A 24,164-nucleotide genomic window follows, 5' to 3' on the forward strand; every position below is an offset into this window, starting at 1 on the left:
TTCGATCCTCCTACACAGTTCGCGTTGCTTCCACCGGCGGCACCGATGCGGCGCGCAAGGCGGGACCCAGCACGGCCAGCTGGCCGAGCAGCCACAACGCCGCAGCACCGCCGCCCAGGTAGTACCAAGGCATGCGCTCCACTTCGTAATGGCGCATGAGATAAATATTGATGGCGAAAGCCAGCATCAGGCCAAGCAGCACACCTGCGGTGCTCAGCAGAAAGTTTTCGGTCTGGAAGTAAGCAAGTATCTGTCCATACGACGCGCCGACCGCGCGGCGTATGCCGATCTGCTTGCGGCGCTGGCCCACCCAGAAACTGGTAAGGCCGACGATGCCCAAGGCCGTCACCGCCAGCATCACCACGCATACCAGCAGCAGCATCCAGGCCAGGTTGCGGCTGCCGGCGAAATAATCCGCGCGCACGTCGGTGAACGGCTTGCCATCCAGCACGGCACCTGGCTCAAGTTTGCCGAGCGTCTGCATGGCTTGCTGCAACACGCGATCGCGATCCGCCGGATCACTGCGAACGATGTAATCGTTCAATTCGGCGCTCGGGCGCTGCGGGAAGAACACGCCGGAATATTTGCCGGCGACACCGGCAAAGCCCGGATCCTGCGCGATCACGTCGGCGATCACGCCCACCACCGTCCAGGCGTCGCCGTCACTGTAGATTTGCTGGCCCAGCGCGTTTTGCCCCGGCCACCAGCGCCTGGCATCGTTCTGGTTGACCAGCACGACATGGCTGGCCGAATGCTGGTTGGGCAGCAGCTCGCCTTGCGCGTATTCCCCGGCGGTGAAATAGCGCCCCTGCAACAGCCGCAGTCCAAGCGCCTGCTCGGCGTTTCTGCCGATGAGGTACACCGAACTGTTGACCTGGCTCTCTGCATTTGGCTTGTTGGTAAAGCCATTGAACCTCGCACGCGGCCCCAAGGGCACGTCGTTGATGGCCGCCGCGGCTTTTACCTCTGGCACGGCACGCAAAGCGGCCAGGTCGCGCGACACGCTGTCGGCGGCGAGACGGCTATCCAGCCCGCCGATGTGGATCACCGAAATGCCTTGCTCATCGATGCCATTGGGCGCGCGGCCGTCGATCACGCATTGCGTGACCATGAACACGGCGTTGCACAAGACCGCGCACGCCAGCGCGATTTCCAGCACGATGAGCAAGGCTGGGATGCGGTGCTTGTGCAGGCTGGCGAGAATGGGGCGGATTTCCATGCTCAGTCCTCAAGCCGACTTCAGCTGCGGGGCGGGCGTCACGGCACAGGCGCGCCAGGCCGGCAGGATGCCGGCAACGAGGCTTGCCATCAGTGCCACGGCAAACGTGCACAAGAACATTTGGACGTCCAAATGCGCCAGCTCCGCGTACTCGGCCGGTTGCTGGCGGATGCACCACAAGCCGAACAGCGCAAAGATCAAACCCAGCGCACCACCGGCCAGGCCGATCAAGCCGGCCTCCGCCATGAACTGCGCAAAGATCGCCTTGCGCGACGCGCCCAGCGCACGCCGCACGCCAATTTCGCCGGAACGGCGCAGGCATTTGGCCAAGAGCAAGCCAACCGTATTGACCATGCAGATCAACAGAAAACTGAAGGCAAGTCCGGTCTGCATGCGCACGTTATCCGGAACCACTTGCTGGCTATCGAGCCATTGCATGAGGCCGGACAAGCCGATGCGGGAGCGCTGGAAACGCCCCAGCGCCACCTGTTGCTGCGCATAGCCGGCCAGAAAGGATCGGTACGCGGCGACCGCCGCCGCATCCGGCAATTGCACCCACAACCCCAACCAGATGCTTGGCGAATTCTCCAGCACCTGCTTGTCGCCGGTCCCGTATGACATCAGGTTGACCGGATCCATGCCCGCCGCCCTGGCCGACTGCAACGGCAGGAACACGGCCTCGCCCTTGCCGTAGTTGGGGCCACCCAGATACAGCGAATAGAAGCGCGGCTGCGGTGCCCACTGCCGGAGCACGCCAACAATGCGGAAATCCTGGTCGTTGATACGCAAGCTGCGGCCGACACTGTTGGCGCCGCCAAACAGCTGATCGTTCAGGAAGTCGGCGATCACCACCACCCTGGCGCGACCTTCGGCCTCCGCTTCGCTCCAGCCGGCGCCATATTGGAACGGCGCTTCGAACATGGCGAAGAAATCGGCCGTGGCCATCACGCCGGTGGCGAAGAAAGGATGCTGCTGCGTCGTCGTGGGCGTGAGCTTGACCTGCGTCATCGCCATCGCCGCCTGGCGCTCGGCCCGATGTGCGTGCAGCAGGTTCATGGCATCGGTGTAGCTCGTGAGCCAAGGCAGCTTGTCGCTGCGGGAGAACGGGCGATCCTTGGGGTACGGATCGAGCTGCACGTAAAACAGCCGCCCGCTCTTTTGCGGCAGCGGATCGCCGGACAGCAATCGCAGCACGGTCAACGTCGTCATCGACGCGCCGATGCCAAGCGCCAGGGTGATCACCATCAAAGCGGTGAGCACCTTGTTGCGCCTGAAACTGTGCAGCGCCAGATCGAGGTAGTAGCCCAGCATCCCGTTTTTTCCCCTGCCCAGGTCGCGTTATGCCGAGCGCGTCGCCACCACCGGCGGCACGTTCGACGCACGCCGTGCTGGCACGAACACCGCGATCTGCCCCAGCACCACGACGACGGCCAGCCCAACCAGCACGTAATAGACCGGCATGCTGTCCATCTCGAACTTGCTCATCAGCAGCCGGTTCAATCCCACCGCCAAGGCAATGCCGACCAGCGCGCCGCCGCCGGCGATCATCAGGTTCTCCAACTGGAAGTAGTGCAGGATGTCGATCTTGCGCGCACCCAGTGCACGGCGTACGCCGATCTGGCGATGGCGCTGCCCGACCCAGAAGCTGGTGAGCCCCACGATGCCGGCGGCGGTGACGGCCAACAGGATCAAGCAGATCACGCCCATCAAGGCGGCCATGCCGATATCGGCGCGATAGGCTTCGGCACGAATGTCCTTGAACGACTTGACGCTGTCGTCGTCGAGCACGCGCATCGGATTGACCGCGTACAACTTCGACGGCACCGCGCGCATGACGGCATCGAGCCGCCCCGGCTTGGTACGCACGGCATAGCGCGAGAAATTGGCGTTCAGGCGCACCGGTTCGATGGTGGAGTTCCATACGAAACTGCTGGCCCAGCTGCTGACGGAAGGCACCTGCAAGCGCTCCACCTCGCCGATGATCGTGCTGGGCGTGCTGGCGCCATCCAGATAAACCACTTTGCCCACCGCATCGCCGTGCGGGTACAACTTGTCCGCCAGTGCCTTGGTGACGATCACCAGATTCGCTTCGCTGGGATCACGGAAGCCCTTGTTGGTCACGTCCCCGGCGGTGAAGTTGCGCCCGGCGATCAAATGCAGGCCCAACGTCTTCATCAGGCTCTCGTCACCGAAGTAATAGGTGGTACGCGCATTGCCTGCGCGCAGCTCCGCGCCGGGCTTCAGCGACATCGCACCATTCCAGCTGGATGGAAACAGCGGCATGGAATTGATCGGCGTGACCGATTCAACATCCGGCATCGCGCGCAGGGCATTGATATCCTCGCGCAGCATGGCGTCCAACTTCTGGATGCTGGCCGCATCGTCGCCGCTCGGCGCGCCCACCCATTGCTGGGTGACCATGAAGAGATTGCTCTCGTCCATGCCGGTCGGGCGCTGCACGTTCTGGATGCGCGCGTAGATGATGAAGATCGCATTGCAGACGATGGCGAGCGTCAAGGCGATCTGCAACGCGATCAGCACCACGCCCGCCTTGTGCTTGCGCAATGCCGCGATCATGGGATGCAAGGTCATGGCAGCGTCTCCTCAGTTGGTTTTCAGCTGCAGCGCGGGCTGCACGCGCGAGGCGCGGAAGGTGGGATAAAGCCCGGCCAGCATGGTGGCGATCACCGCCACGGCCAGGGTGAGCGCCAGCAGGCTGAAATCGACACGCGCCAGCGAGGCGATTTCCTTGGGCAACACCCAGCTGATGCCGTGGATGCCTATCCAGGTCAGCAGCAGGCCGAGCACGCCGCCGGTCACCCCCACCGTGCCGGCTTCGACCAGAAACTGCGTATAGATGGCCATACGCGGCGCGCCCAGCGCACGGCGCACGCCGATCTCCGAGCTGCGGCGCAGGAACTTCGCCAGCAACAGGCCGGCCGTGTTCACCAGGCACGCGATCAGCAGGCCCAGCGCCACCACCAGCGATACTTTTGTGTCGCTCGGCACCACGTGCTCCGACTCCAGCCATGCCGGCAGATCGCGCAGGCGGTTGTTCAGGGGCCAGTTGAATCGTCCAGATGCCTTCTGGTCGTTGAAATAGCCGTCCAGATAATTTTTGTACGCGACCACCGCGGCCTTGTCGTCCAGCTGCACCATGTAGGAAATCCACACGCAGGACGACTGCTGCAAGCCGACGAAGCCCGAGCCCTTCGGAATCTCCGAGCAATTGGTATTGCCGTCGTTCGGCATGCCGACGTCGATGGCGCGGGTGAAAGGCAGGAATACGTCTTCCTGATCGGTAGTGAAGCCGCCGGTATTGACCACGTCGAAATACACCGGCTTGGGGTTCCAGTTATCCAACACGCCGACGATGCGGTAATCCTTGCCGTCGATGTCGATCGTCTTGCCGACGCTGTTGTTGCCGCCGAACAGTTTCTGGTTGAGCTTGGCGTTAATCACCACCACCGCGCTGCGCTGCGCATCGTCACTCGCATTCCAGGCGCTGCCGAACTTGAAGGGCACGTCCAGCATCGGGAAGAACTCGCTGTAGACCGCATGCCCGCCGACATTGATCGGATGCATGTGCGCATCCGGCGGCACAATCGACGGCGACACGCGATACATCGCCGACTGGTATTTGCCGCGGTGATCGCGCATCAGGGCGACGGCGTCGAGGTAGTCCATCGCATCCGGCGGATCATTGTTGTTGGTGGCGTCGAGATGGCCTTTCGGTCCCCAGATATCGATCTGCGGGACGAACAGACGCGAGGACTTCCACGGAATCGGATCGCCCGACACGGCGCGGAATACCGAGTAGCTGGTCATGGATGCGGCCACCCCGAAGGCGACGATCAAGATCATCAATGCGGTGAGGCCCGGACTTCTTTTCAGGCTTCTCAGCGCCAGATCAATGTAATAGCCAAGCATGGTTTGCCTCCCCGTTGTTGTTGAACATCCGTGTGCCTGAAACGCTGTTCTTCGCGGAAAGCGTGTTGTTTCCATCGATATTTGTGCCTGCAGTGATCAGCCTCCTCCCCTGCGACGGCACGAGAGGGTTGGGGCGGGATCGCTTGTGCTTTAGCGCGCGGCCAAATCTCGCCCGGCTATGCGTGCTGGCGACATCACGTCCCCGCCGCTCGCTTCGCGAGCACCCCGCCCTAGCCCTCCCCTGCACGCAGGGAAGGGAACAGTTCTTCGCTGCGATCGGCAGTACGCTCCACTCAAATAACTCACGTACCTGACTGCTCATACGGATCGCGTCGCCTCCACGGGTGGCACGCGGGATGCGCGTAGCGCGGGCGCCAACACCGCCCCCTGCCCGAGCAGCAGCAACGCCGCGACGCCCGCCCATACATAACCTGCACCGAGCCGCTCCATTTCAAACTGCTTCATCATCCAAAGGTTCAGACCCACCCCCAGGACACCGCCGAGCACGACGCCGGCCATGCCGATAAGCAGGTTCTCGGTGAGGAAATAACTGAGAATGTCGTGCTTGGTTGCGCCCAGCGCGCGCCGCACTCCGATCTGCTTGCGCCGCTGCCCGACCCAGAAGCTGGCAAGACCCACGATGCCTGCACCCGTGATCGCCAGCAGTGCCAGGCTGACGACGCCCATCAGGGTGGCCATGCCGCGATCATTGGCGTATGCGCTGTTGCGTATCTGCGCATATGTCTGAATGCCATCATCCGTGGCAATCACACGCATGCGATTTTCGGCATAGAGGGCACCGCGCACGCGCCTGGCCACCTCGTCGAGCTGCCCTGGCTGGGTGCGGACCACGTAATCGGTGTAGTCGGCGATCTGCCTCAGCGGAACCATGGTGGCGTTCCATTCCCATTTCATCATCGGGCTTTGCGTCCACGGAATGTGCATCCGCTCGACCACGCCGATGACGATGCTCGGTTTTGCGCTGACATAGACCATTTTGCCGACGGCATTGCCATCATGGAAAAGCGCTTGCGCCAGCTCACGGGTAATGATGACGACCGGCGGTTGAAGATTGTCATGGGCGTCCATTTGACCGATCTCATCCGGACGGAAGTTGCGTCCGGCGATCAACTTCAGGCCCAGCGTTGAAAGCGTGTGGTCATCCGCGAAGTAGATGGCGGTCTGGGCGACATATTTGAGTTTGTCCGGAACCAGGCCAATGCCATACGACATGCCGCCGCGACGAAGCGGATAGGCGTTGGTCGCATAGGCGTCGACGACACCCGGCACCTGTTTCAATGCGATCAGGTCGGCCGACATTCGGGATGCAATGGCATCCGCATCGGGCTTGCCGGCCCACTGGTTTTCTACGACCAGCACCCGATCTTCATCCACGCCGCTGAGTTCGGACAGATGGGCCAGCCGCGCGTGGATGATGAACAGCGCGTTGCATACGATCGCCAAAGTCAAGGCGATCTGCATGGCGATCAACAGGCCGCCAGCCTTGTGATGTCGGAGCGCCGCCAGGACAGGTTTGATCTGCATCGTCGCCCCTCAGTTGGATTTCAGCTGCCATGCCGGCTGCACGCGCGCCGCACGCCAGGTGGGATAGAAGGCAGCACCGATGGTCGTCACGAGTGCGACCGCAATGGTCAAGGCTATGAGGCTGGCATCCATATGCGCGAGCTTCGCGACATCCGGCTCGAAAACCAGGCCGACACCAAACATGCCCATGCCGGTGAACAACAGCCCAACCACCCCGCCTGTGACGCCCACCATCGCGGCTTCGGCCAGGAACTGCAGGATGATTTCTTTGCGCGAGGCACCCAAGGCGCGACGCACGCCAATTTCGCCAGCACGGCGCAGGAATTTGGCGAGCAGCAAACCCACGGTATTGACCAGGCAGACGAACAGAAAACCCAGCGACAGCAGTAAAGAGATCCGCGTCTCCGGCGGCACGACTTGTTCGAAGTCCATCCATTGCCCGAAGCCGAACAATTTCACCTCGGGCAACCAATCGAAGCGTCCGGCGCGCTTCTGTTCGGCGGCGTAACCTTGCAGGAAAGTGGTGTACGCCTGCACCGCGGCGGCATCCGGTAGCTGCACCCAAAAGGAAATCCATATGCAGTCCGATTGCACCCAGCCCTGCCAGCCGGGCTTGCGGCCTTCGCTACCGTAACAACTGTCATTGCCGTTGGTTTCCGATTGCAGTTCAACGGCGCGGCTGAAGGGCAGAAAGAAATCCGGGGAACCCGAGAACGTACGGCTGTAGACATTCACATCGTAGAAGCGTGGCTGCGGGTTCCAATCCGCGAGGACACCGACGATGCGATAGTCGTGGTCGTCCAGGCGGATCGTCCGCCCGACGCTGTTGGCGCCCCCGAACAATTGCTGGTTCAAATGGCTGCTGATGACCACCACGGCGGCATGCGCATCATCTTGATTGGCATCCCACCCGCTTCCGTAGGCAAACGGCGCACCGAACATGGGAAAGAATTCCCCATAGGTGGCATCGCCTTTGACGGCGAACGGTTCGCGCGAGACATCTTGTGGAATAACCGTGTAACTCACCGGATAGATCGCAGCCTGATGCATGGCCTTGTGCGCGCGCATCAGTGCCACCGCGTCGGTGTAGGTCAACATGTCCGGAAGCTGCCGCGCATTCGCGCGTGCCTTGGGGCCCCACACGTCGATGGCAGGCACGAACAATTGGCTCGACCGGTCGGGTATGGGGTTGGCGGAGACGGCGCGGAATACGGCATACGTCGTCATTGACGAGGCCACGCCAATGCCAATGGCCAACACCATCAACACGGTGAGCACCGGATTGCGGCGCAAGCTGCGCAGGCCGAGCCGGAGATAGTAGGCAAGCATCCCGTTTCTCACTCCCCTGTCCGTTGGCGCGAATGCCCGCTCATGCCGGCCTCGTCGCTTCGATCGGCGGCACGCGCGATGCGCGCAACGCCGGCGCGAACACCGCGCCCTGCCCCAGCAACAGCAAGATCACGATGCCGCCCAGTACGTAGGCCAGCGGCAGCACGGCCAAGGTGAAACGCGTGACCAGCCATAAGTTGAGACCGAAGGTCAGCAGCACGCCGATCAATACGCCCGCGAGACTGATCAGCAGGTTTTCCGTCATGAAGTAACTGAGGATGTCGCGATGCGTGGCGCCGAGCGCACGACGCACGCCAATCTGCCGCCGCCGTTGCCCGACCCAGAAACTGGTGAGCCCGACGATGCCGGCCGCGGTGATGGCCAGCAGCACCGCGCAGATGATGCCCATCAAGACCGCCATGCCGCGGTCGCGCTCGAACGCGCGATGGCGCACTTCGGCAAAACTGAGCACGCCATCCTTGGGATCGATCATGCGCATGCGGTTTTCCGCGTAGAGCGCCTTCGGTGCCGCGTGCATGGCTGCAGCAAGCTGGCCGGGCCTGGTACGTACGAGGTAATACACGCCCCAGGGCATGGCCAGGCGAACGGGCACCACCATCGATTCCCCTGCGTAGGGCGCGCTCCATGTGCCCACATCGGATCGCTGCAAGGTATCGACGATGCCGACGATGGTGATGGGCGCGCTGGTCATTGCGTAAAAACTTTTTCCCAGCGCATCCCCATGGGGGTACAGCTTGTCGGCCAATGGTTTGCTGACAATCGCCACCGGAGGCGCCATTTTTTCGCGCATACCGCGACTCTGTACTTCGTCGGGACGGAAATCGCGCCCGGCAATCAGCTTCACGCCGAGGGTGCCGAGAAAATGCTCGTCGCCGGTAAAATACGAGGCGTCGGTCGTCTCCCCGCGCTGCTCCGGCGTCATGGTGATCAAGTTGTCCCAGCCGCCACCCTTGAACGGATACTGGTTGCTGGGAGTCGCGTCCTGCACTCCCGGCACCTGGCGCAGCGTGGCCAGATCTGCCTGGATTCTTTCCAAAGACTCCTGCGTGGAGTACTGCTCGCCCCACATGTTCTGGATCACGAATACATTGGCTTCATCGACGCCGCTTGGCTCGTCCATGCGCGCGAGGCGCTGATGGATGATGAACAGCGCGTTGCAGACGATCGCGAGCGTCAACGCAATCTGCAGGGCAATCAGGATCGTGCCGGCTTTGTGGCGTCGCAGGGCGGCAAGAATGGGCTGGATATCCATGACTGCGCCTCAGTTGGACTTCAACTGCCAGGCCGGCTGCACTTGCGCAGCACGCCAGGCGGGATAGAACGCTGCCGCCACCGTGGCGAGAATCGCCACCGCGAAAGTCAGGCCGATGAGCGACACATCCACATGGGCGAGCCGTGCAATCTCCGGCTCGAACAACAGCCCCACGCCGGACATGCCCCCTATGGTCAACAGCAATCCCAGCAGCCCTCCAGCCAGCCCGACCGCTGCAGCTTCGATCAGGTATTGCGCATAGATTTCATGCCGCGTGGCTCCGAGCGCACGCCGCACGCCGATCTCGCCGGCCCGACGCAGGAATTTCGCCAGCAGCAATCCGATCGTATTGACCAGGCAGATGACGAAGAAGCACATCGCGACGATCAACGAGATGCGGCTTTCAGGCGGCACCACGTGCTGCACGTCCAGCCACTTCATGACATCGGGCAGTCGCACATTCGGTGCCCAGCCGAAACGGCCGGCGCGTTGCTGCTCGGCGGAATAGCTTTGCAGGAATCGGCGATAGCGCGCGACGTCGCTCGCCGTATCCAGCTCCACCCATGGCATCAACCAGACGCAATTGCTTTGCAGGAATTCATCCCAGCCGTTGTAGCTGATGGTTCCACGGCAACTGTTTCTGCCGGCGTTGTCCAGCTTGAGGTCCAGGGCGCGATTGAGCACCAGATAGAAATCCGGCGGATCGTTGAAACCGCTTTCGCCCCATACATCGTAAAAGCGCGGCGAAGGATCCCAGCGCCTGGTGACACCGACAATGCGGTAATCATGTCCCGATAGCGTGATGCTCTTGCCTACGCTGTTGGCGCCGCCAAACATGCGTTGATTGAAGTTCTGGGTCAGCACGATATCCGACGCGCGATTATTGTCTCCATCCGCATTCCAGCCACTGCCGTACAAAAACGGCACATCGAACATGGTGAAGAAGTCGGCCGTGGTGGCGAAGCCCTGGGTCGATACCGGCACGCTGTTGGCCTCATGCCGCAGGGCAGACAGCATCACCGTGTAAATCATGGCCATGCGCGGCGCCTGGTGCGCCTTCATCAAGGCCATCGCATCCACATAGTTCAACGCGCCCGGCGGCTCGCCTTTTTCGTTGTATTGCGGGCCCCAGCTATCGATCTGCGGCACGAACAGTTGCGACGACTTCGCCGGAATCGGATCGCCGGATACGGCGCGGAATACCGAGTAGGTAATCATCGACGCGGCCACGCCAAAGCCGATCGCCATCACCATCAGCGCGGTGAGCATGGGGTTGCGCTTGAGACTGCGCAGGCCGAGTTGAAAATAGTAGGCCAGCATTCCGCTATTCCCCTTGCCGCTGATACGAAGGTGTGTTCATGCCGTTCTCGTCGCTTCAATCGGCGATACGCGCGAGGCACGCAACGCCGGCGCAAACACGGCGCCTTGCCCAAGCAAAAGCAGCGCGACGGCAGCGGCAAGCAGGTAGCTGCCGGACAGATACGCCACGCCGTAATGCGTCACCATCCAAAGATTGATACCCACGGCCAACAGCGTCCCAACGACGATGCCGCCTACTGCAATCAGCAGGTTCTCGGTCATGAAGTAGCCGAGAATGTCGCCTCGCGTTGCCCCCAGTGCACGCCGGACACCGATTTGCCGACGCCGCTGGCCCACCCAGAAACTGGTGAGGCCGACAATGCCCGCCGCCGTGATCGCCAGCAGCACGGCGCTGACGATGGCCAGGAGCACAGCCATGCCGTAGTCGCGCTCGTATGCTTTGGCACGCACCTGGGCGAAGGTCATGATGCCGTCGCCGGCTTCGAAGATGCGCATGTGGCTTTGCGCGATCAATGCTTTCGGTGCAGCGCGCATCGCTGCGGCAAGCTGTCCGGGGCGCGCACGAACCAGGTAATGGACATAACCGCTGCCGACTTCGCGCATCGGCACCAGCACGGCGTTGTAGGCAAAGGCGTTGTCGTCGCTATCCATCATGTGCGACTGCAACGTATCGCTGATGCCAATGATCGTGGATGGCGTATTGTTGTTGGCGGCGTAGATCTGTTTGCCTAGTGCATCTCCCTTGGGAAAAAGCAGCTTCGCCAGATCCTTGCTGACGATGACCACCGGCCATGAACTCATATCTTGAATCGAGAGCGCCTGAATTTCGTTGGGCGTAAAGTTGCGCCCGGCGATCAGCTTCACGCCCAGCGTATTGAGCGTGTGGTCATCCGCCATATAGATCGACGAGTCCGTGGTCATGTGGACCTGCTCGGGTTTCATGCGGATGAAGTTGTCCCAGCCGCTGCCGTGAAGCGGAAAGCTGTTGAGCGCCGTCGCGTCCTCCACGCTGCCAAGCTGATGCAAGGCAGCCAGGTCAGCTTGAATCTGCGCCGCCGTCTGGCGGTCGGACAGGTTGCCCGCCCATATATTGGATATGACGAAAAGATTGGTCTCGTCCACGCCCGACGGACGGCTGACCCGGGCCATGCGCCCATGGATGATGAACAGCGCATTGCACACGATCGCCAGCGTCAAGGCGATTTGAAATCCGATCAGGATGGTGCCCGCCTTGTGGCGGCGCATGGCGGCGAGGATGGGCTTGATCTGCATCGTCATCTCGTCATCGCCTCAGTTGGACTTCAGCTGCCATGCCGGCTGCACCTGCGCCGCACGCCAGGTCGGATAGAACGCGGCGATAACCGTAGTCAGCACCGACACGACGAGCGTCGTGATCAACAGCGACACGTCCACGCGCGCCAGTTGCGCCACATCCGGTTCGAACAACAGGCCGACGCCCTGCATGCCCGTCACGGTCAGCAACAGGCCCAGCACGCCGCCGGCCAACCCGACCGTGGCCGCTTCCATCAGGAACTGCGCATACACTTCGCGACGGGTCGCACCGAGCGCACGGCGCACGCCGATTTCCGACGAGCGGCGCATGAATTTGGCGAGCAGCAAGCCGATGGTATTGACCAGGCAGATGATGAAGAAGCCGATCGAGACGAACAACGAAATGCGGCTTTCTGATGGCACGACTTTTTTGTATGCCATCCATTCGGTCACATTGCGCAGCCGCACGTTGGGCGCCCAGTGAAAGCGTCCAGCTCGCTGCTGTTCGGCGGAATAAGCCTCAAGGAACGCCCGGTATTTCTGCGCGTCGGCCTGGGTTGGAAGTTCCGCCCAGAATGGAATCCAGGCGCATTCGCGATGCAGCCACTCTTCGTCGCTTGAGAAATGCGCCGGCGACCCGCCGCAATTGTTGCGCCCGGTCATGCCCACGTGCAGGTCGATGGCCCGGTTGAAGACGATGAACACCTGGGGCGGATCGGGATAGAACTCCATGCCGTCGTAGGCGTCGTAATAGCGCGGCTTCGGGTCCCAGTGGCCGGTCACGCCCACGATGCGATACGCATGCATGGCCAGCGTGACCTCGCGGCCGACGCTGTTGGCGCCACCGAACAGCTTCTTGTTCAGCTCATTGCCAATGACCGCGACTGCCGCGTGCGCGTCGTCATCGGCATTCGTCCATGGCGAACCGTATTGGAACGGTACGTCGAACATGCTGAAGAAGTCGGCGCTGGTGGCGTAGCCGTAGGCCGTGGTCGGGAGATCGTTCGGATTCTGGGGCAGTACAGAAGGTCCGATGTCATACAACAAGGTTTGATGCGGCGCTTTGTGGGCTTGCATCAGTGCCATGGCATCGGTGTAGTTGAGCGCTTCCGGCGGCTCATTCGGCGGGTCGTCGTATTGCGGACCGCGGTTGTCGATCTGCACGTTGTAGAGCTGGCTGGATTTCCACGGGATGGGGTTGCCCGATACCACGCGAAATACCGACCAGGTGATCATCGACGCGGCGACGCCAAAGGCAATCGCCATCACCATCAACGCGGTGAGCACGGGATTGCGCTTGAGGCTGCGCAGACCGAGTTGGAGGTAGTAGGCGAACATGGGCTCTTTGGTTTGAGGGATGAAGGCAGCGTGCAAGTGGTCTTGCCGCGATCTGCTACCTCCCCTACCTGCAGTAGGGGAGGGTTGGGGTAGGGTCAAGCCAAGCTCGCGGCAATGTCCGTCCGTGCCCGCGCAGTCCGGCGCTGCCGGACGCGAGCTCCGCTCGCTTATCCCGCCCCTGCCCTCCCCTGCGCGCAGGGGAGGGCGTTGTTGTTAGCTGCGTACTTGTCCTGCGGCCGCCGTGTATGCAGTGTGGAAGCGCGGATCCTCCGCCAGATCCACCACCTGGCCGTCGATGATGTGCACGTTGCGCTGCGCGCGCGCGGCCAGTTCCGGATCGTGCGTGACCATGACGATGGTTGCGCCGTCGCGATGGATTTCTTCCAGCAGTTCCATCACGCCGCGCGCCATCTGCGTATCCAGGTTGCCGGTGGGTTCGTCGGCGAGCAGCAGGCGCGGGCTGCCGGCGAGCGCACGCGCAATGGCGACACGCTGTTGCTGGCCGCCGGAGAGTTCGGCCGGATAGTGCTTGGCGCGCGAGGCGAGGCCGACGCGTTCCAGCGCGCCCATGATGCGTTCCTTGCGCTCCGGCGCCTTCATGCCACGGTAGCGCAGCGGCACTTCCACGTTGTCGAACACGTTGAGGTCCGGTATCAGGTTGAAGGCCTGGAAGATGAAGCCGATTTTTTCGTTGCGGATCTTCGAGCGCGCGTTGTCGTCGAGATTGCTGACGTCAAGGTTATCCAAGTGATACGTGCCGCCGGTGAAGGTTTCGAGCAGGCCGGCGATGGTGAGGAAGGTGGTTTTACCGGAACCGGACGGACCGGTCACGGCGACGAATTCGCCTTCCTTCACGTCGATGTTGAAATCGCGGAGCGCGTAGGTTTCCACCACTTCGGTGCGGTAGACCTTGGAGAGATGCGTCATTTTCAGCATGGTGTCATTCCTTCTGGGTTTGGCCATTAACGGCTTATCACGACGCGCTGCGCGCCTTTGAAATTGTCGGTACCTGAGATCACGATGTTGTCGCCTTCTTTGAGGCCATCGAGGATCTCCACCTTGTCGATGCTGCTTTCGCCCACGCGGATCGGCATCTTGGTGGCCATGCCATCGCGTACGACGTAGGCGTAGCTGCCACCGGACTCGTCCACGAAGGATCCGCGCTGCACGGTGAGCACGTTTTCGCGGTGGTCGAGCAGGATGCGTACGGAGAGGCGCTGGTTCTGGCGCAACTGCTTGGGCGTGCCGCCATCGAAGCGTACGCGCGCGGCCACTTCGCCGTTCACCACTTCCGGCGAGATGGCGCTGACCAAGCCCTTCCAGGTATTGCCGTTGCCGCTGATTTCGCCGCTCATGCCGACGGCGAGATCACGCGCGAAGCTTTCGGGCACTTTCACTTCCACTTCCAAGGCGGACAGATCGATCACGCTGAGCAGTTGTGCATCCTTCGCCACCGTGGCGCGTTCGGCGATGAACAACTGGCCCACCTGGCCATCCACCGGCGAGCGCACGTTGAGGTTGTCGACCTGCCGTTGCAGGTCCTGCACCATCAGCACCTGGCGATCATGCGCCAGCTTCTTGGCCTTGATGTCGAAAACGCCGGTGTCGTTGCCCAGGTTCAGGTCGGCCTTTGCGTGCGCCAGCGCGATCTTTGCTTTCTCCAGCGCGTCATTGGCCTTGTCGACGTCCATCTGCGGCACGCCGCCGAGTTTGTACGCCTTGTCGTAGCGCTGGTAGTCGCGCGCGGCGGTTTCCTCGTCGATCTTGGCGTTGTCGTACGCCTTCTGCATCTGCGACTGCTTCTGCCGCGCATCGATCTGCGCGCGCTGGTAGTCCACTTCCATGGCGTCGGCGTTGGATTCTTCCTGGGCGAGCTTGTTTTTCAGCTCCGGACTGTCGATCACCGCCAGCACCTGGCCTTTCTTCACCGTATCGCCGGCATGCACCTGCAGCGTGACGGCGCCACCGTAGGTGGCGTAGAGCGTGGGGCTCACCGCCGCCACCACCTGGCCTTCGGCCGCGATATCGCGTATGAACGGCCCGCGCTGCACGGTGGCGAATGCCAGCCTGGACGCGCTTACCGAGGCATCGGCGGAAAACAGGCGTGTGACGTTCGGCAGGAACAGGGCCAATGCGACCACGGCGACGATGGCGCCGCCGATCCACAAGGCCTTCTTCTTGGGACTGGACTTGACCTCGATCAGTTTGTCCTGGGCGGAAGTGTCACGAATCATGGATAAGGTCCTTGGCCGCGGACAGTGCGGCCCCTACGCCATGCTCAGCAATCCGCGTGCCAGCGCAGAGCGCACAAATTACGCGCCTTTATTCAAACACTTGCGTTGGCCATGGCCATCAGACTCGCTGTCCGCGGACACCTCCCGGACAGCGGACAGCGGGCCGCATCGGGGTTTCGTCGCACCCGTTCGCCCTGCACACTAGCGCGCTGCACCCTCGCGCAGCATCGACCACCGCCTGACAGCAATGAGCGTTACTTACACCCGCGATCAAGTCGCCACATGGTTTGGCAAGCACACCGTCGCCAAGGCGATGGGCTGTCTGCGCAAGGTCTCCGATCTCAACTGGGATGGCCGCACTTTGCGCGGCACGGTGCAAGGGTCCGAATTCATCCCCTACCGGACCGAGGGTTCACTTCTCAGGCAGCAGCCGGCCACGAGTAGAACGCGCTGAATGCTCGAGCCCCGTGGGCTATCGTTGCAAACACGCGGCGGCCCTGCTGCTGGCCACTTTGCAAGAGCCGACCCACGGCGCCGCTGCCATCCGCCCCGAAATGTTGCGCTGGCTGGAGCACTTTCGCGAGGAGGTGACTCGGGCGGGGCGCAAGCCATCCAGCACCAAAAGCAAGACTACGCATACTTTGCTGTATGCCTTTCACGCCGGCCGGAACGATGCCCCTTGCGTGCGTATCTACAAGGCACGCCTGAACACTGCGGGCGCGGTGCAGGCACAGCGTCCGCGACGATTTTCCGAATGCCGAAGAAGTGCGTGCACAGCTGTTGAAGGTCGCTGAACCGAACGATCCTGTCCATGAAGAAAATGGCGCCATTGATGACACCATTTGGCAAGTCACCCTTGACTACGCCTGCAACATCAAAGCTTCCGCGCGCGCGATGCTGGTGGCGATACGGCTGCCGAGCGATGAGAGCACGGTTGCGTCCCGCCGCTCCAGTAGCGCCAATCCGCCAACGCGGCGCAAGCGGAAATTCACCACACTGGCGCAATCCGGCCGAAAGGGTTCCGTTTCCACAGGCGGGGCGATGTGTGCCACGCAGGATGCAGTCATAGCATCCCAGCCGAGATAGTCGGTGTCTGGCAACAAATGCCATCGCGCCTGCGTGCGGCCGAGAGCATCGACACATTCGCACCATTCGCGTGGGCCATCATCAGTGACCGCGCTGATTGACGTCAGCTTGTGCGCACCAAGCAAAGGCAGGAAAGCTCGCTGCACCACCAAGCCTTGCGGTAGCGCTGGAGGAAATGCCCTATTTGCGGCCGCATGGAAGTAAAGCACGCTGCCGAGTCCGGGAAGCATCTCGATCAATGCACGCGGCGTAATGAGCCGAGTACGACGCGATACGGCCGCTCGCGGCGCATGGCGGCAGAACGTGGGAGGGGACGCAAGCCAGTCGAACATGGCGATCTCCTGCATGAAGACCCGGCTGGCGTTGGCGCTGGCGGAGGGAGTGGGTTACTTGGTAAGGATCAGCTTGCCGTTGCGCGTGAGGCGCAGGTGGTATTCGCTGCCCATGTGCTGGATCACCAGCTCGCGTTCGCCAGCCAGCAGGCGCTGGCTGGAAATGCGGCGGATCGGTGGGGTTGCCGGGACATCCGGCTCGTTCGCACGGGACAGCATCGGCGGCTGCGGCAGGCGCGAAAGGGTGAGTAGCGTGCCGGTCGTGGACATGCGGGACTCCATCGTCGAGGGACAACAGGATGATAATGATTCTCATTTGTGAGTCAAGCGGCCCCGGCGCGCTCTTGCGGCCTAGGAGGTCACGCGCAACGCTTCATCATCGTTCGCCACGGCCGTCGTGCGGCTCGTGCGGCTAAGCAGCCACGGCAGCGTTACCGCGAGCAGGTAGAACTTCGAGGCGAAGAATTTATTCCCGAGGCAATGGCGATGCCCCTCCAGCCACGCCGCCGCCCCAGGAAGGATCGCCCGTGCTTGCAAGGCGAACGCGTGCACCTGCTCGAAGCATTGCCGTGCCAGGCCTGGCACGTCGAAGCGGAATGAACCCTTGTGCTGCACATAAGGCAATTGCTGGAAATGCCGCGCGATATAGCGGCGTTGCAAGACCTTGTTCAAACCGTGGCGACCGACCAGGCGATCGTCCGGCACGTCGTTGAATAGCCATTCGCAAAACGGCTTGTCGCAATACGGATAGGCCATGCGCAAGCCCAGCGAGTTCGCGCAATACAGGCTCTTGGCGAAGCCGCCTGCTTCCAGCATGGCCAGGACGATACGCCGCACGCCTTCCGCCGACGGCGCAGCCCGCACGGCATCCTGGAATACGTCCATGCGCTGGCGCGATTGCACCGACGCGCTCCAGCCGAACAGCGCATCCACCTCGCGATCGCTGAAACGCGAGCCGGGGATGTAGCGCTCGAACGGATTCATTTGCAGGCTGGCTAGCGCAAAGCAAAGTTTGAAGTTTTGGCGGACGAACGGATAGGTGAGCCATGCGGCAGGTATGGCCATCTGCCTTGCCAGCCCAATGATCAGGTAGTCCCGCAGATGCATGGGCACGCCAAAGAACAGATCGACGCCCATGGCGTCGATGATGCCATCGCCGTGGTGGTGACCTATTTCGGTGGCGAGGTCGGCGTAGGACAACATGGCAAAATCCGCCGTCAACAGCGGCATCCGCGGGATCATCGCCAGGTAGCGGTCGTAGGCACGCCGCGGATCGCACACCAGCGCTTCATGACGCAGGCCGACCCGGCGCGCCACGAAACGTGCCGATTCGACTTCGTTTTCCTCCTTGCCGCCCAGATAGGTAAGGCAGGTGGTATCAGGCCGAACATCCGCGACGGCAATCGCCACGGAGGTCGAATCCTTGCCGCCGCTCTGCAAAAACCATGGCGCCTTCACGTGCGTCGTACATCGCTGCACGGATTGCGTGAGCAGCCGATGGTAAGAGCGCAGCAATGCATCGTCGCTCACGGCATGGGAAGGCGGCCGCGCCGTGGCCGAGGCGGACTGATAAGGGAATTGAAAACGCAGCTCGTCCTGCGTGCCGGGTTGCACGGCAAAGCCGGTAGTCAGGATCTTCACATCGCTATAGATGGTGTGCGGCGGATACACGAACGAATTGCGCAGCAAATCGGCCAGCGAAACCATGTCGATCGATGCGCCGCCGTCCCTGTCGCGCCGATCCAATGTGGAAAAATCCACATCGCCGGCGTAAGGACTGGTGCGAATATGGATGCTGCTGGAGCTTGACGACGCCTGGTTCGTGCACTCATGCGACGCGCTATTCATATGATCTCCAAGATGGAGTCAGGTGCATGCGGGCACCCGGCACGATCACGCCGGGCGCCAAAAAAAACTCATAAGCAGTGGTCTGTGCCGGCCAAAACGAAAAAGGTTGCCTGGTCGCTGCCGGTGCACGGCACCGTCGCCATGGCTTACGGGGCGTCTGCACGCGGCAGCCAGTGGACAACCATTCCAGCCCTGGCAGGTTTGCGGCCGCCGGAATGGCCACCCGCGTATGCCGCTGCAACACGCGCCACGAATAGCGAGATTGCATGACGCAACCTGGCCCCGTTTTCGCGCTCTGTCACCGTTTTTTTCGTGATCGCGCGCGCAACTTGCAGGTGTTTCGCGCCTTAGCATCCCGCAGCCGCATGGTGCGGCCAACAAGGAGAGCAGCATGAAACGTCTCGTATGTTTGTGCGCGTTGTTGTTTGCGGGCCATGCGATGGCCCAGACCACTTGCTCCAATGCGACGTTATCGGGCAAATACCTTGCCACCACCGAAAACGCCACCCTTGCAGCCGGAGTGAATATTTTCGTCATAGCGAAGATCAACGCGAATGGTAATGGCACGGCTAATGCCAACATCGCCTACACGGAAAGCGGTGGTCTCTTGAATGGGAACACGACGGAGGCGCTTAACTACACGATCAGCAGTGATTGCACCATCACTGCCAACGCAGTTCTTGCAGGCATACCCGTAGCAGTCACGGGCTACATTTCGCCCGACGGCACCAAGATTGTCGTTATCGCTGACGGGGTCGGCGTTGCGCTTAACGGAACGGGGGTAAAGGTTAATTGAGCAAGACTCCACGGGCGAGGACGGCAACCGCCGCCCTCGCCCACGCATCAGCAGATCGTCAAGCCAGCGCTTGCTCGATTCTTTCCTTCAACCCCAGGTCAAACCGCGGCAACAGCTCCAGCGCGCCAAGATTCTGCTCCAGCTGCTCCTTCTTGCTTGCACCCAACAACACCGTCGATACGTTCGGATTGGCCAGGCACCAGGCAATCGCAAGTTGCGCCGGCGTGGCACCCACTTCTGCGGCTATGGCAGGAAGATGTTTTACCTTTGCCACGCGTTCACCGCCTTCACCCAGCACCATGTCGCGCAACCACTCGTAACCCGGCTGCATAAGACGCGAATCATCGGGAACGCCCTGGTTGTACTTGCCGCTCAGCAAACCGGAAGCCAGTGGCGACCAGATGGTGGTGCCCATGCCGTAGCTGGCATACAGCGGCGCGTATTCCTGCTCAACGCGTTCGCGATGCAGCAGGTTGTATTGCGGCTGTTCCACCACTGGGGCATACATGTGCATGGCTTGCGCGAGGCGGTGCGCTTCGTGAATCGCTGCGGCGGGCCATTCGCTGGTGCCCCAATAAAGCACTTTGCCCTGTCGGATCAGCGTATCCATGGCGGCGACGGTTTCCTCGATCGGCGTTTCCGGGTCGGGGCGATGGCAGAAATAAAGATCCAGGTGGCCCACGCGCAAACGTTCCAGCGCCTGGTGGCAAGCTTCGATCACGTGCTTGCGCGACAAGCCTCGCTGTGTCGGCCGCGGTTTTTCTGCCGCACCGAAATACACCTTGCTCGACACGCAATAGCTGTCGCGCGGAAAGCGCAGATCCGCCAGCACATCACCCATCAGACGCTCGGCTTCGCCGTGGTTGTAGGTTTCGGCATTGTCGAAAAAATTGACGCCGTGATCCCAGGCCATGGCAAGCAAATCGCGCGCTTCCGAACGGCCGGCCTGGCGACCGAACGTAACCCACGCGCCGAAGGACAGCGCGGACAGCTGCAAGCCGGTGCGGCCAAGGCGGCGGTATTGCATGGCATGATTCTCCGTTGCGCGTTATGTGTGCATGTCAATGGATGTTGAAATCGACGACCGTGCTATCAACCGTCCGCTGCGCATTCTGCGAACGCAATGTGACCGCAACGGCATATTTGTCGAGATAGGCCAGCGTGACCTTGTCCGTCTGGATGCCGTTCGTGTCGATCACACGACAGTTCAACGCGATCGCCTGCCCTTCGATGGCTGGATTGAGCTGCGACGCGCTGTAGCTCTTGCCGCTGTCACACAGGAACTGGCCAGGATCCGGAAAGGTTTGCGCACTCGTCATGCCATACAGATAGACGAAGGCCAGGTGGCCGTTGCTGCCGGTATCCAAGCGCAGCACCTTGCGCACGGCCCGCACGGGCGGAACGGAGTTCGCCTGCGGTGCAATACCCTGTGTCAGGAATGAGAAATAGCCGCGATAGGTCAGCTCCAACTGCGTTGCGACGGTATTGCCTTTGTCGTCCCGCACCGCTTCCACGCGGCGCACCAAGCCGTGGCCCGCATTTTCCAAGGTCATCGCCGTGCTGAACCTGGAAGGCTGCGGGTGATCCGGCGACGTGACCGTATCGCTGGTATGCAAGGTGATTTTTGTGAAGGGGACGGATGCAAGATTCGCGTGCGCGATCGCGGCTTGCACATCCGGCGCGAGCGCGTCGAAGCTGAAGTGCTGCGTGAGATAGGCCGGTGCATCGGCAGCGGGCGCCGGAGGTTGCGGCTGCGGCTGCGCGTCTTGTGCGTGGGCGGCGTAGACGGCCGCAAGCAGCGACACGATCGCCGAGACCGTCAGCCTTTTCGTCCATGCCATGCTCATGGCGGCGCACCTTGGATACCTGGAAGAGGCGCCTACGATAACAAGGTCCATGCAAGTAACCCAAGGACATCGGGGCGTAGGCGGGAATGACGATCCAGGCATCCGGAAACACCAAGAGGCGGGGATTGTCATCCCAGCCTACGAACCTCATGCGTAAGTAAGCGCCAGCTTCAACGCGACGGCGGCAAACACACCGGCGATGACATCATCCACCATCACGCCGAATCCACCTTTCAGATGCTTGTCCAGATAACGGATGGGCCATGGTTTCCACACGTCGAACAGACGGAACAACACAAAGCCGAGCGCGACCGCCCACCACGGCGCCAGCAACGCGGGCAGCAACGCGATCCATTGGCCGATGAATTCGTCCCATACCAGGCTGCGATGATCATCCACGCCCAAGGCACGCCCGGCGACGTCGCAAGCCCATACGCCGATGGCAAAACCCATGACGATCACCAGTACGTTGAGCGGCACCGAAAGCTGGCGCAACAACAACCAAGGCAAGATCGCCGCGAGCGAACCGAAGGTGCCTTGCGCTAACGGCGCGAGCCCCGAACCGAAACCACAGGCGAGCCAGCCGGCCGGGGTCGCGAGCAGCGCGCGGCGTTGTGTTGGCGTAAGAACTTTGCGCTCGCTCATGCGTTGAAGTGATCCCAGCCTGGGCGGCGCGATGCGAGGGGGTGTCCGTCGCGATCGCGCACCGTGATGCCCTCGCCTTCCACCGCGCGGCCGATGCGTGTCGCGCCGCAACCCAGCTTGGCCAGGTCGGCTTGCACGGCGGCAACCTGCTGCGCCGGCACGGTGAAGCACAATTCGTAATCGTCGCCGCCGCTCAGGGCGAAGTCGCGCGAGGTGCTTTCGTCGAACAGATCGAGCAGCGCCGATGAACGCGGCAATAGCGCCGCATCGAGTTCGGCGCCAACGCGGCTGGCTGCGCAGACGTGCCCCAGATCCGCAAGCAGGCCATCGGAAACATCGATACACGCACTGGCACGACCGCGCAGGGCCAAGCCTGCCGCCACGCGGGGCGTGGGACGATTGAGGCGCTCGATCAGATAACGGGTTTGTGCATCGTCGCTATGGCGATAGTTTTGTACGCAGCGCAACCCGCCGGCCGCATCGCCCAATGTGCCGGTCACCAGCACGGCATCGCCTGCCTGCGCCCCCGCCCGTGCGAGCGCTTTGCCGGGCGGCACGAAACCGTGTACGGCCACGCTGATCGTCAACGCGCCGCGCGTGGTGTCACCGCCGACCAGCGCAAGGCGGTACGTTTGCGCCAGTTGCGCAAAACCCGCGGCAAAACCGTCGACAAAGGCGCTATCCGCACTGGGCAAGGTCAACGCCAGCAATGCCCAGGCCGGCGTGGCGCCCATGGCGGCAAGATCGGAAAGATTGACGGCCAGCGCTTTCCAGCCGATATCGGCTGCATCGGTGCCAACGGGGAAATGCACGCCTTCGACTATGGTGTCGATGGCGACGGCCAGTTCCTGGCCGGTTGGTACGGTGAGCAGTGCAGCGTCATCGCCGATACCCAGGCGCACATCATCACGATGTTGCGCGGTGAGATTGCGGATGCGGTCGATGAGGGAGAATTCCATGGATTTTGCCGTGGCCTCTTTGCGTAGACGTCCGCGCTTGCCAGACCGTCCACTTTCGCCTTGCCGTCATTCCGGCGAAGGCCGGAATCCAGTGCAAACATGCCGTGCGCAGCACACATCTCAAGAGGGTTTTGTGTGCTTCGCACTGTGTATTTAACTGGATTCCGGCCTTCGCCGGAATGACGTGCGCTTTGAAACGAGTTGCCGGGTTATCCCTGTTTCTCCGCACCCCGAACGTGTGCCGCCAGCTTATCCAGCACACCATTCACATAGCTGTGCCCATGATCCGCGCCGAAGCGCTTGGTCACTTCGATCGCCTCGTTGATGATCACGCGATACGGCACGTCCGGCCGGTGCTTCAATTCATAGGCGGCCAAACGCAGCGCGGCGCGCTCGATCGGATCGATCTGCTCGACCTCGCGGTCGATGTACGGCTTCAGCGCTTCATCCAGTTCGGGGACGTGCTGTTCCACGCCGCGCAGCAGATCTTCGAAATACTCCAGGTCCGCCACTTCCATATCCTGTTCGTGGCGGAACTGGTCGATCACCGACTTCATCGAGCTGCCGCTCATCTGCCAGGCATACAGCGCCTGCAGGGCGCGGCGGCGAGCGCGCGAGCGCGCGGCGAGATCGATGCCTTCGGGACGCGAGTGCATTACAGCTTTCCGTACAGGTTGACCATCTCGAGCGCGGCGATGGCGGCATCGGCGCCCTTGTTGCCGGCCTTGGTGCCGGAGCGCTCGATCGCCTGTTCGATGGTGTCGGTGGTGAGCACGCCGAAGGACACCGGCACGCCCGAACCCAAGGCGGCCTGGGTCAGCGCCTTGGCGCATTCGCCGGCGACGAAATCGAAATGCGGGGTGGAGCCGCGGATCACCGCACCCAGCGCGATGACCGCGGCGTATTGGCCCGAGTGCGCCAGCTTGTGCGCGGCCAGGCCGATTTCCCATGCGCCCGGTACGCGGATCACGTCGATGGCATCGTCACTCACGCCGTGGCGCACCAGTGCGTCGCGTGCCCCGGCCACCAGCGGTTCGACGACAAAGCCGTTGAAGCGGCCGGCGACAATGGCAAAACGGCCCTTGGGCGTGGCGAAATCGCCTTCGATGATCTTCATGCTGCATGGATTCCTGTGCTGGGCGGCCTGCCCATGGCAAGCGGGGTATTTTACGGGTTTTGGCGAGTGCCACG

Annotated in this window: 22 protein-coding genes; 1 reads left to right on the plus strand and 21 read right to left on the minus strand. The window is 62.0% G+C overall.

The genetic code is table 11. From position 1 onward, the window contains the following. Window positions 1-10: 10 nt before the first annotated feature. The 15 genes from V7M64_RS06710 to V7M64_RS06780 form a co-directional block, all read right to left on the minus strand. Window positions 11-1,219 carry an FtsX-like permease family protein gene (locus V7M64_RS06710; protein ID WP_333677992.1) on the minus strand — a complete coding sequence of 403 codons (1,209 nt, stop codon included), beginning with the start codon at window positions 1,217-1,219 and terminating at the stop codon, window positions 11-13. Window positions 1,220-1,228: 9 nt separating this feature from the next. After that, window positions 1,229-2,530, minus strand: coding sequence for an ABC transporter permease (locus tag V7M64_RS06715; RefSeq protein WP_333677994.1), 1,302 nt, complete (start codon window positions 2,528-2,530; stop codon window positions 1,229-1,231). 27 nt (window positions 2,531-2,557) lie between these two features. Continuing rightward, window positions 2,558-3,811, minus strand: a complete 1,254-nt coding sequence (locus tag V7M64_RS06720; RefSeq protein WP_333677996.1) for an FtsX-like permease family protein — start codon at window positions 3,809-3,811, stop codon at window positions 2,558-2,560. Between the two features lie 12 nt (window positions 3,812-3,823). Continuing rightward, a complete protein-coding gene (locus V7M64_RS06725) occupies window positions 3,824-5,149 on the minus strand; it encodes an ABC transporter permease (protein ID WP_333677997.1) in 1,326 nt (441 codons plus the stop codon). 318 nt (window positions 5,150-5,467) lie between these two features. Next, window positions 5,468-6,694 carry an FtsX-like permease family protein gene (locus V7M64_RS06730; protein WP_333677998.1) on the minus strand — a complete coding sequence of 409 codons (1,227 nt, stop codon included), beginning with the start codon at window positions 6,692-6,694 and terminating at the stop codon, window positions 5,468-5,470. A gap of 9 nt (window positions 6,695-6,703) precedes the next feature. Next, window positions 6,704-8,023 (minus strand): ABC transporter permease, encoded by a 1,320-nt coding sequence (locus tag V7M64_RS06735; protein WP_333677999.1) that lies wholly within the window; start codon window positions 8,021-8,023, stop codon window positions 6,704-6,706. Between the two features lie 40 nt (window positions 8,024-8,063). Next, window positions 8,064-9,296: an FtsX-like permease family protein gene (locus V7M64_RS06740; RefSeq protein ID WP_333678000.1), complete on the minus strand. Its 1,233-nt coding sequence runs from the start codon at window positions 9,294-9,296 to the stop codon at window positions 8,064-8,066. Between the two features lie 9 nt (window positions 9,297-9,305). Further along, window positions 9,306-10,616 (minus strand): ABC transporter permease, encoded by a 1,311-nt coding sequence (locus tag V7M64_RS06745; RefSeq protein WP_333678001.1) that lies wholly within the window; start codon window positions 10,614-10,616, stop codon window positions 9,306-9,308. A 36-nt stretch (window positions 10,617-10,652) separates the two neighbouring features. Beyond that, a complete protein-coding gene (locus V7M64_RS06750; protein ID WP_333678003.1) occupies window positions 10,653-11,888 on the minus strand; it encodes an FtsX-like permease family protein in 1,236 nt (411 codons plus the stop codon). An 18-nt stretch (window positions 11,889-11,906) separates the two neighbouring features. Continuing rightward, entirely contained in the window at window positions 11,907-13,226 is a 1,320-nt protein-coding gene (locus tag V7M64_RS06755) for an ABC transporter permease (RefSeq protein WP_333678004.1), read from the minus strand. 213 nt (window positions 13,227-13,439) lie between these two features. Further along, window positions 13,440-14,162, minus strand: a complete 723-nt coding sequence (locus tag V7M64_RS06760; protein WP_333678006.1) for an ABC transporter ATP-binding protein — start codon at window positions 14,160-14,162, stop codon at window positions 13,440-13,442. A 26-nt stretch (window positions 14,163-14,188) separates the two neighbouring features. Continuing rightward, a complete protein-coding gene (locus tag V7M64_RS06765) occupies window positions 14,189-15,460 on the minus strand; it encodes an efflux RND transporter periplasmic adaptor subunit (RefSeq protein WP_333678008.1) in 1,272 nt (423 codons plus the stop codon). An 860-nt stretch (window positions 15,461-16,320) separates the two neighbouring features. Then, complete coding sequence (locus V7M64_RS06770; protein ID WP_333678009.1) at window positions 16,321-16,878, minus strand: hypothetical protein; 558 nt, start codon at window positions 16,876-16,878, stop codon at window positions 16,321-16,323. Window positions 16,879-16,932: 54 nt separating this feature from the next. Beyond that, entirely contained in the window at window positions 16,933-17,097 is a 165-nt protein-coding gene (locus V7M64_RS06775) for a hemin uptake protein HemP (RefSeq protein ID WP_333678112.1), read from the minus strand. A 132-nt stretch (window positions 17,098-17,229) separates the two neighbouring features. Next, a complete protein-coding gene (locus V7M64_RS06780; RefSeq protein ID WP_333678010.1) occupies window positions 17,230-18,726 on the minus strand; it encodes an asparagine synthase-related protein in 1,497 nt (498 codons plus the stop codon). Between the two features lie 391 nt (window positions 18,727-19,117). Between V7M64_RS06780 and V7M64_RS06785 the strand changes: the two genes are divergently transcribed. Continuing rightward, a complete protein-coding gene (locus V7M64_RS06785) occupies window positions 19,118-19,522 on the plus strand; it encodes a hypothetical protein (RefSeq protein WP_333678012.1) in 405 nt (134 codons plus the stop codon). Window positions 19,523-19,580: 58 nt separating this feature from the next. On the opposite strand, the gene V7M64_RS06790 is transcribed toward V7M64_RS06785, so the two are convergent. The 6 genes from V7M64_RS06790 to ribE form a co-directional block, all read right to left on the minus strand. Further along, complete coding sequence (locus V7M64_RS06790) at window positions 19,581-20,549, minus strand: aldo/keto reductase (protein ID WP_333678013.1); 969 nt, start codon at window positions 20,547-20,549, stop codon at window positions 19,581-19,583. Between the two features lie 34 nt (window positions 20,550-20,583). Further along, window positions 20,584-21,369 carry a hypothetical protein gene (locus V7M64_RS06795; RefSeq protein ID WP_333678014.1) on the minus strand — a complete coding sequence of 262 codons (786 nt, stop codon included), beginning with the start codon at window positions 21,367-21,369 and terminating at the stop codon, window positions 20,584-20,586. A 147-nt stretch (window positions 21,370-21,516) separates the two neighbouring features. Continuing rightward, entirely contained in the window at window positions 21,517-22,014 is a 498-nt protein-coding gene (locus V7M64_RS06800; RefSeq protein ID WP_333678015.1) for a phosphatidylglycerophosphatase A, read from the minus strand. Beyond that, complete coding sequence (gene thiL / locus V7M64_RS06805; RefSeq protein WP_333678016.1) at window positions 22,011-22,973, minus strand: thiamine-phosphate kinase; 963 nt, start codon at window positions 22,971-22,973, stop codon at window positions 22,011-22,013. The genes V7M64_RS06800 and thiL overlap by 4 nt, the downstream gene beginning before the upstream one ends. A 209-nt stretch (window positions 22,974-23,182) precedes the next feature. Further along, the gene (nusB, locus tag V7M64_RS06810; protein ID WP_333678017.1) at window positions 23,183-23,629 is read right to left on the minus strand and encodes a transcription antitermination factor NusB; all 447 of its coding nucleotides are present in this window, start codon (window positions 23,627-23,629) and stop codon (window positions 23,183-23,185) included. After that, window positions 23,629-24,090, minus strand: a complete 462-nt coding sequence (ribE, locus tag V7M64_RS06815) for a 6,7-dimethyl-8-ribityllumazine synthase (protein WP_333678018.1) — start codon at window positions 24,088-24,090, stop codon at window positions 23,629-23,631. Before ribE ends, nusB begins: the two co-directional genes overlap by 1 nt. Window positions 24,091-24,164 lie beyond the last annotated feature (74 nt).

The sequence above is a fragment of the Dyella sp. genome (genome assembly GCF_036746095.1).
Taxonomy (GTDB): domain Bacteria; phylum Pseudomonadota; class Gammaproteobacteria; order Xanthomonadales; family Rhodanobacteraceae; genus Dyella_B.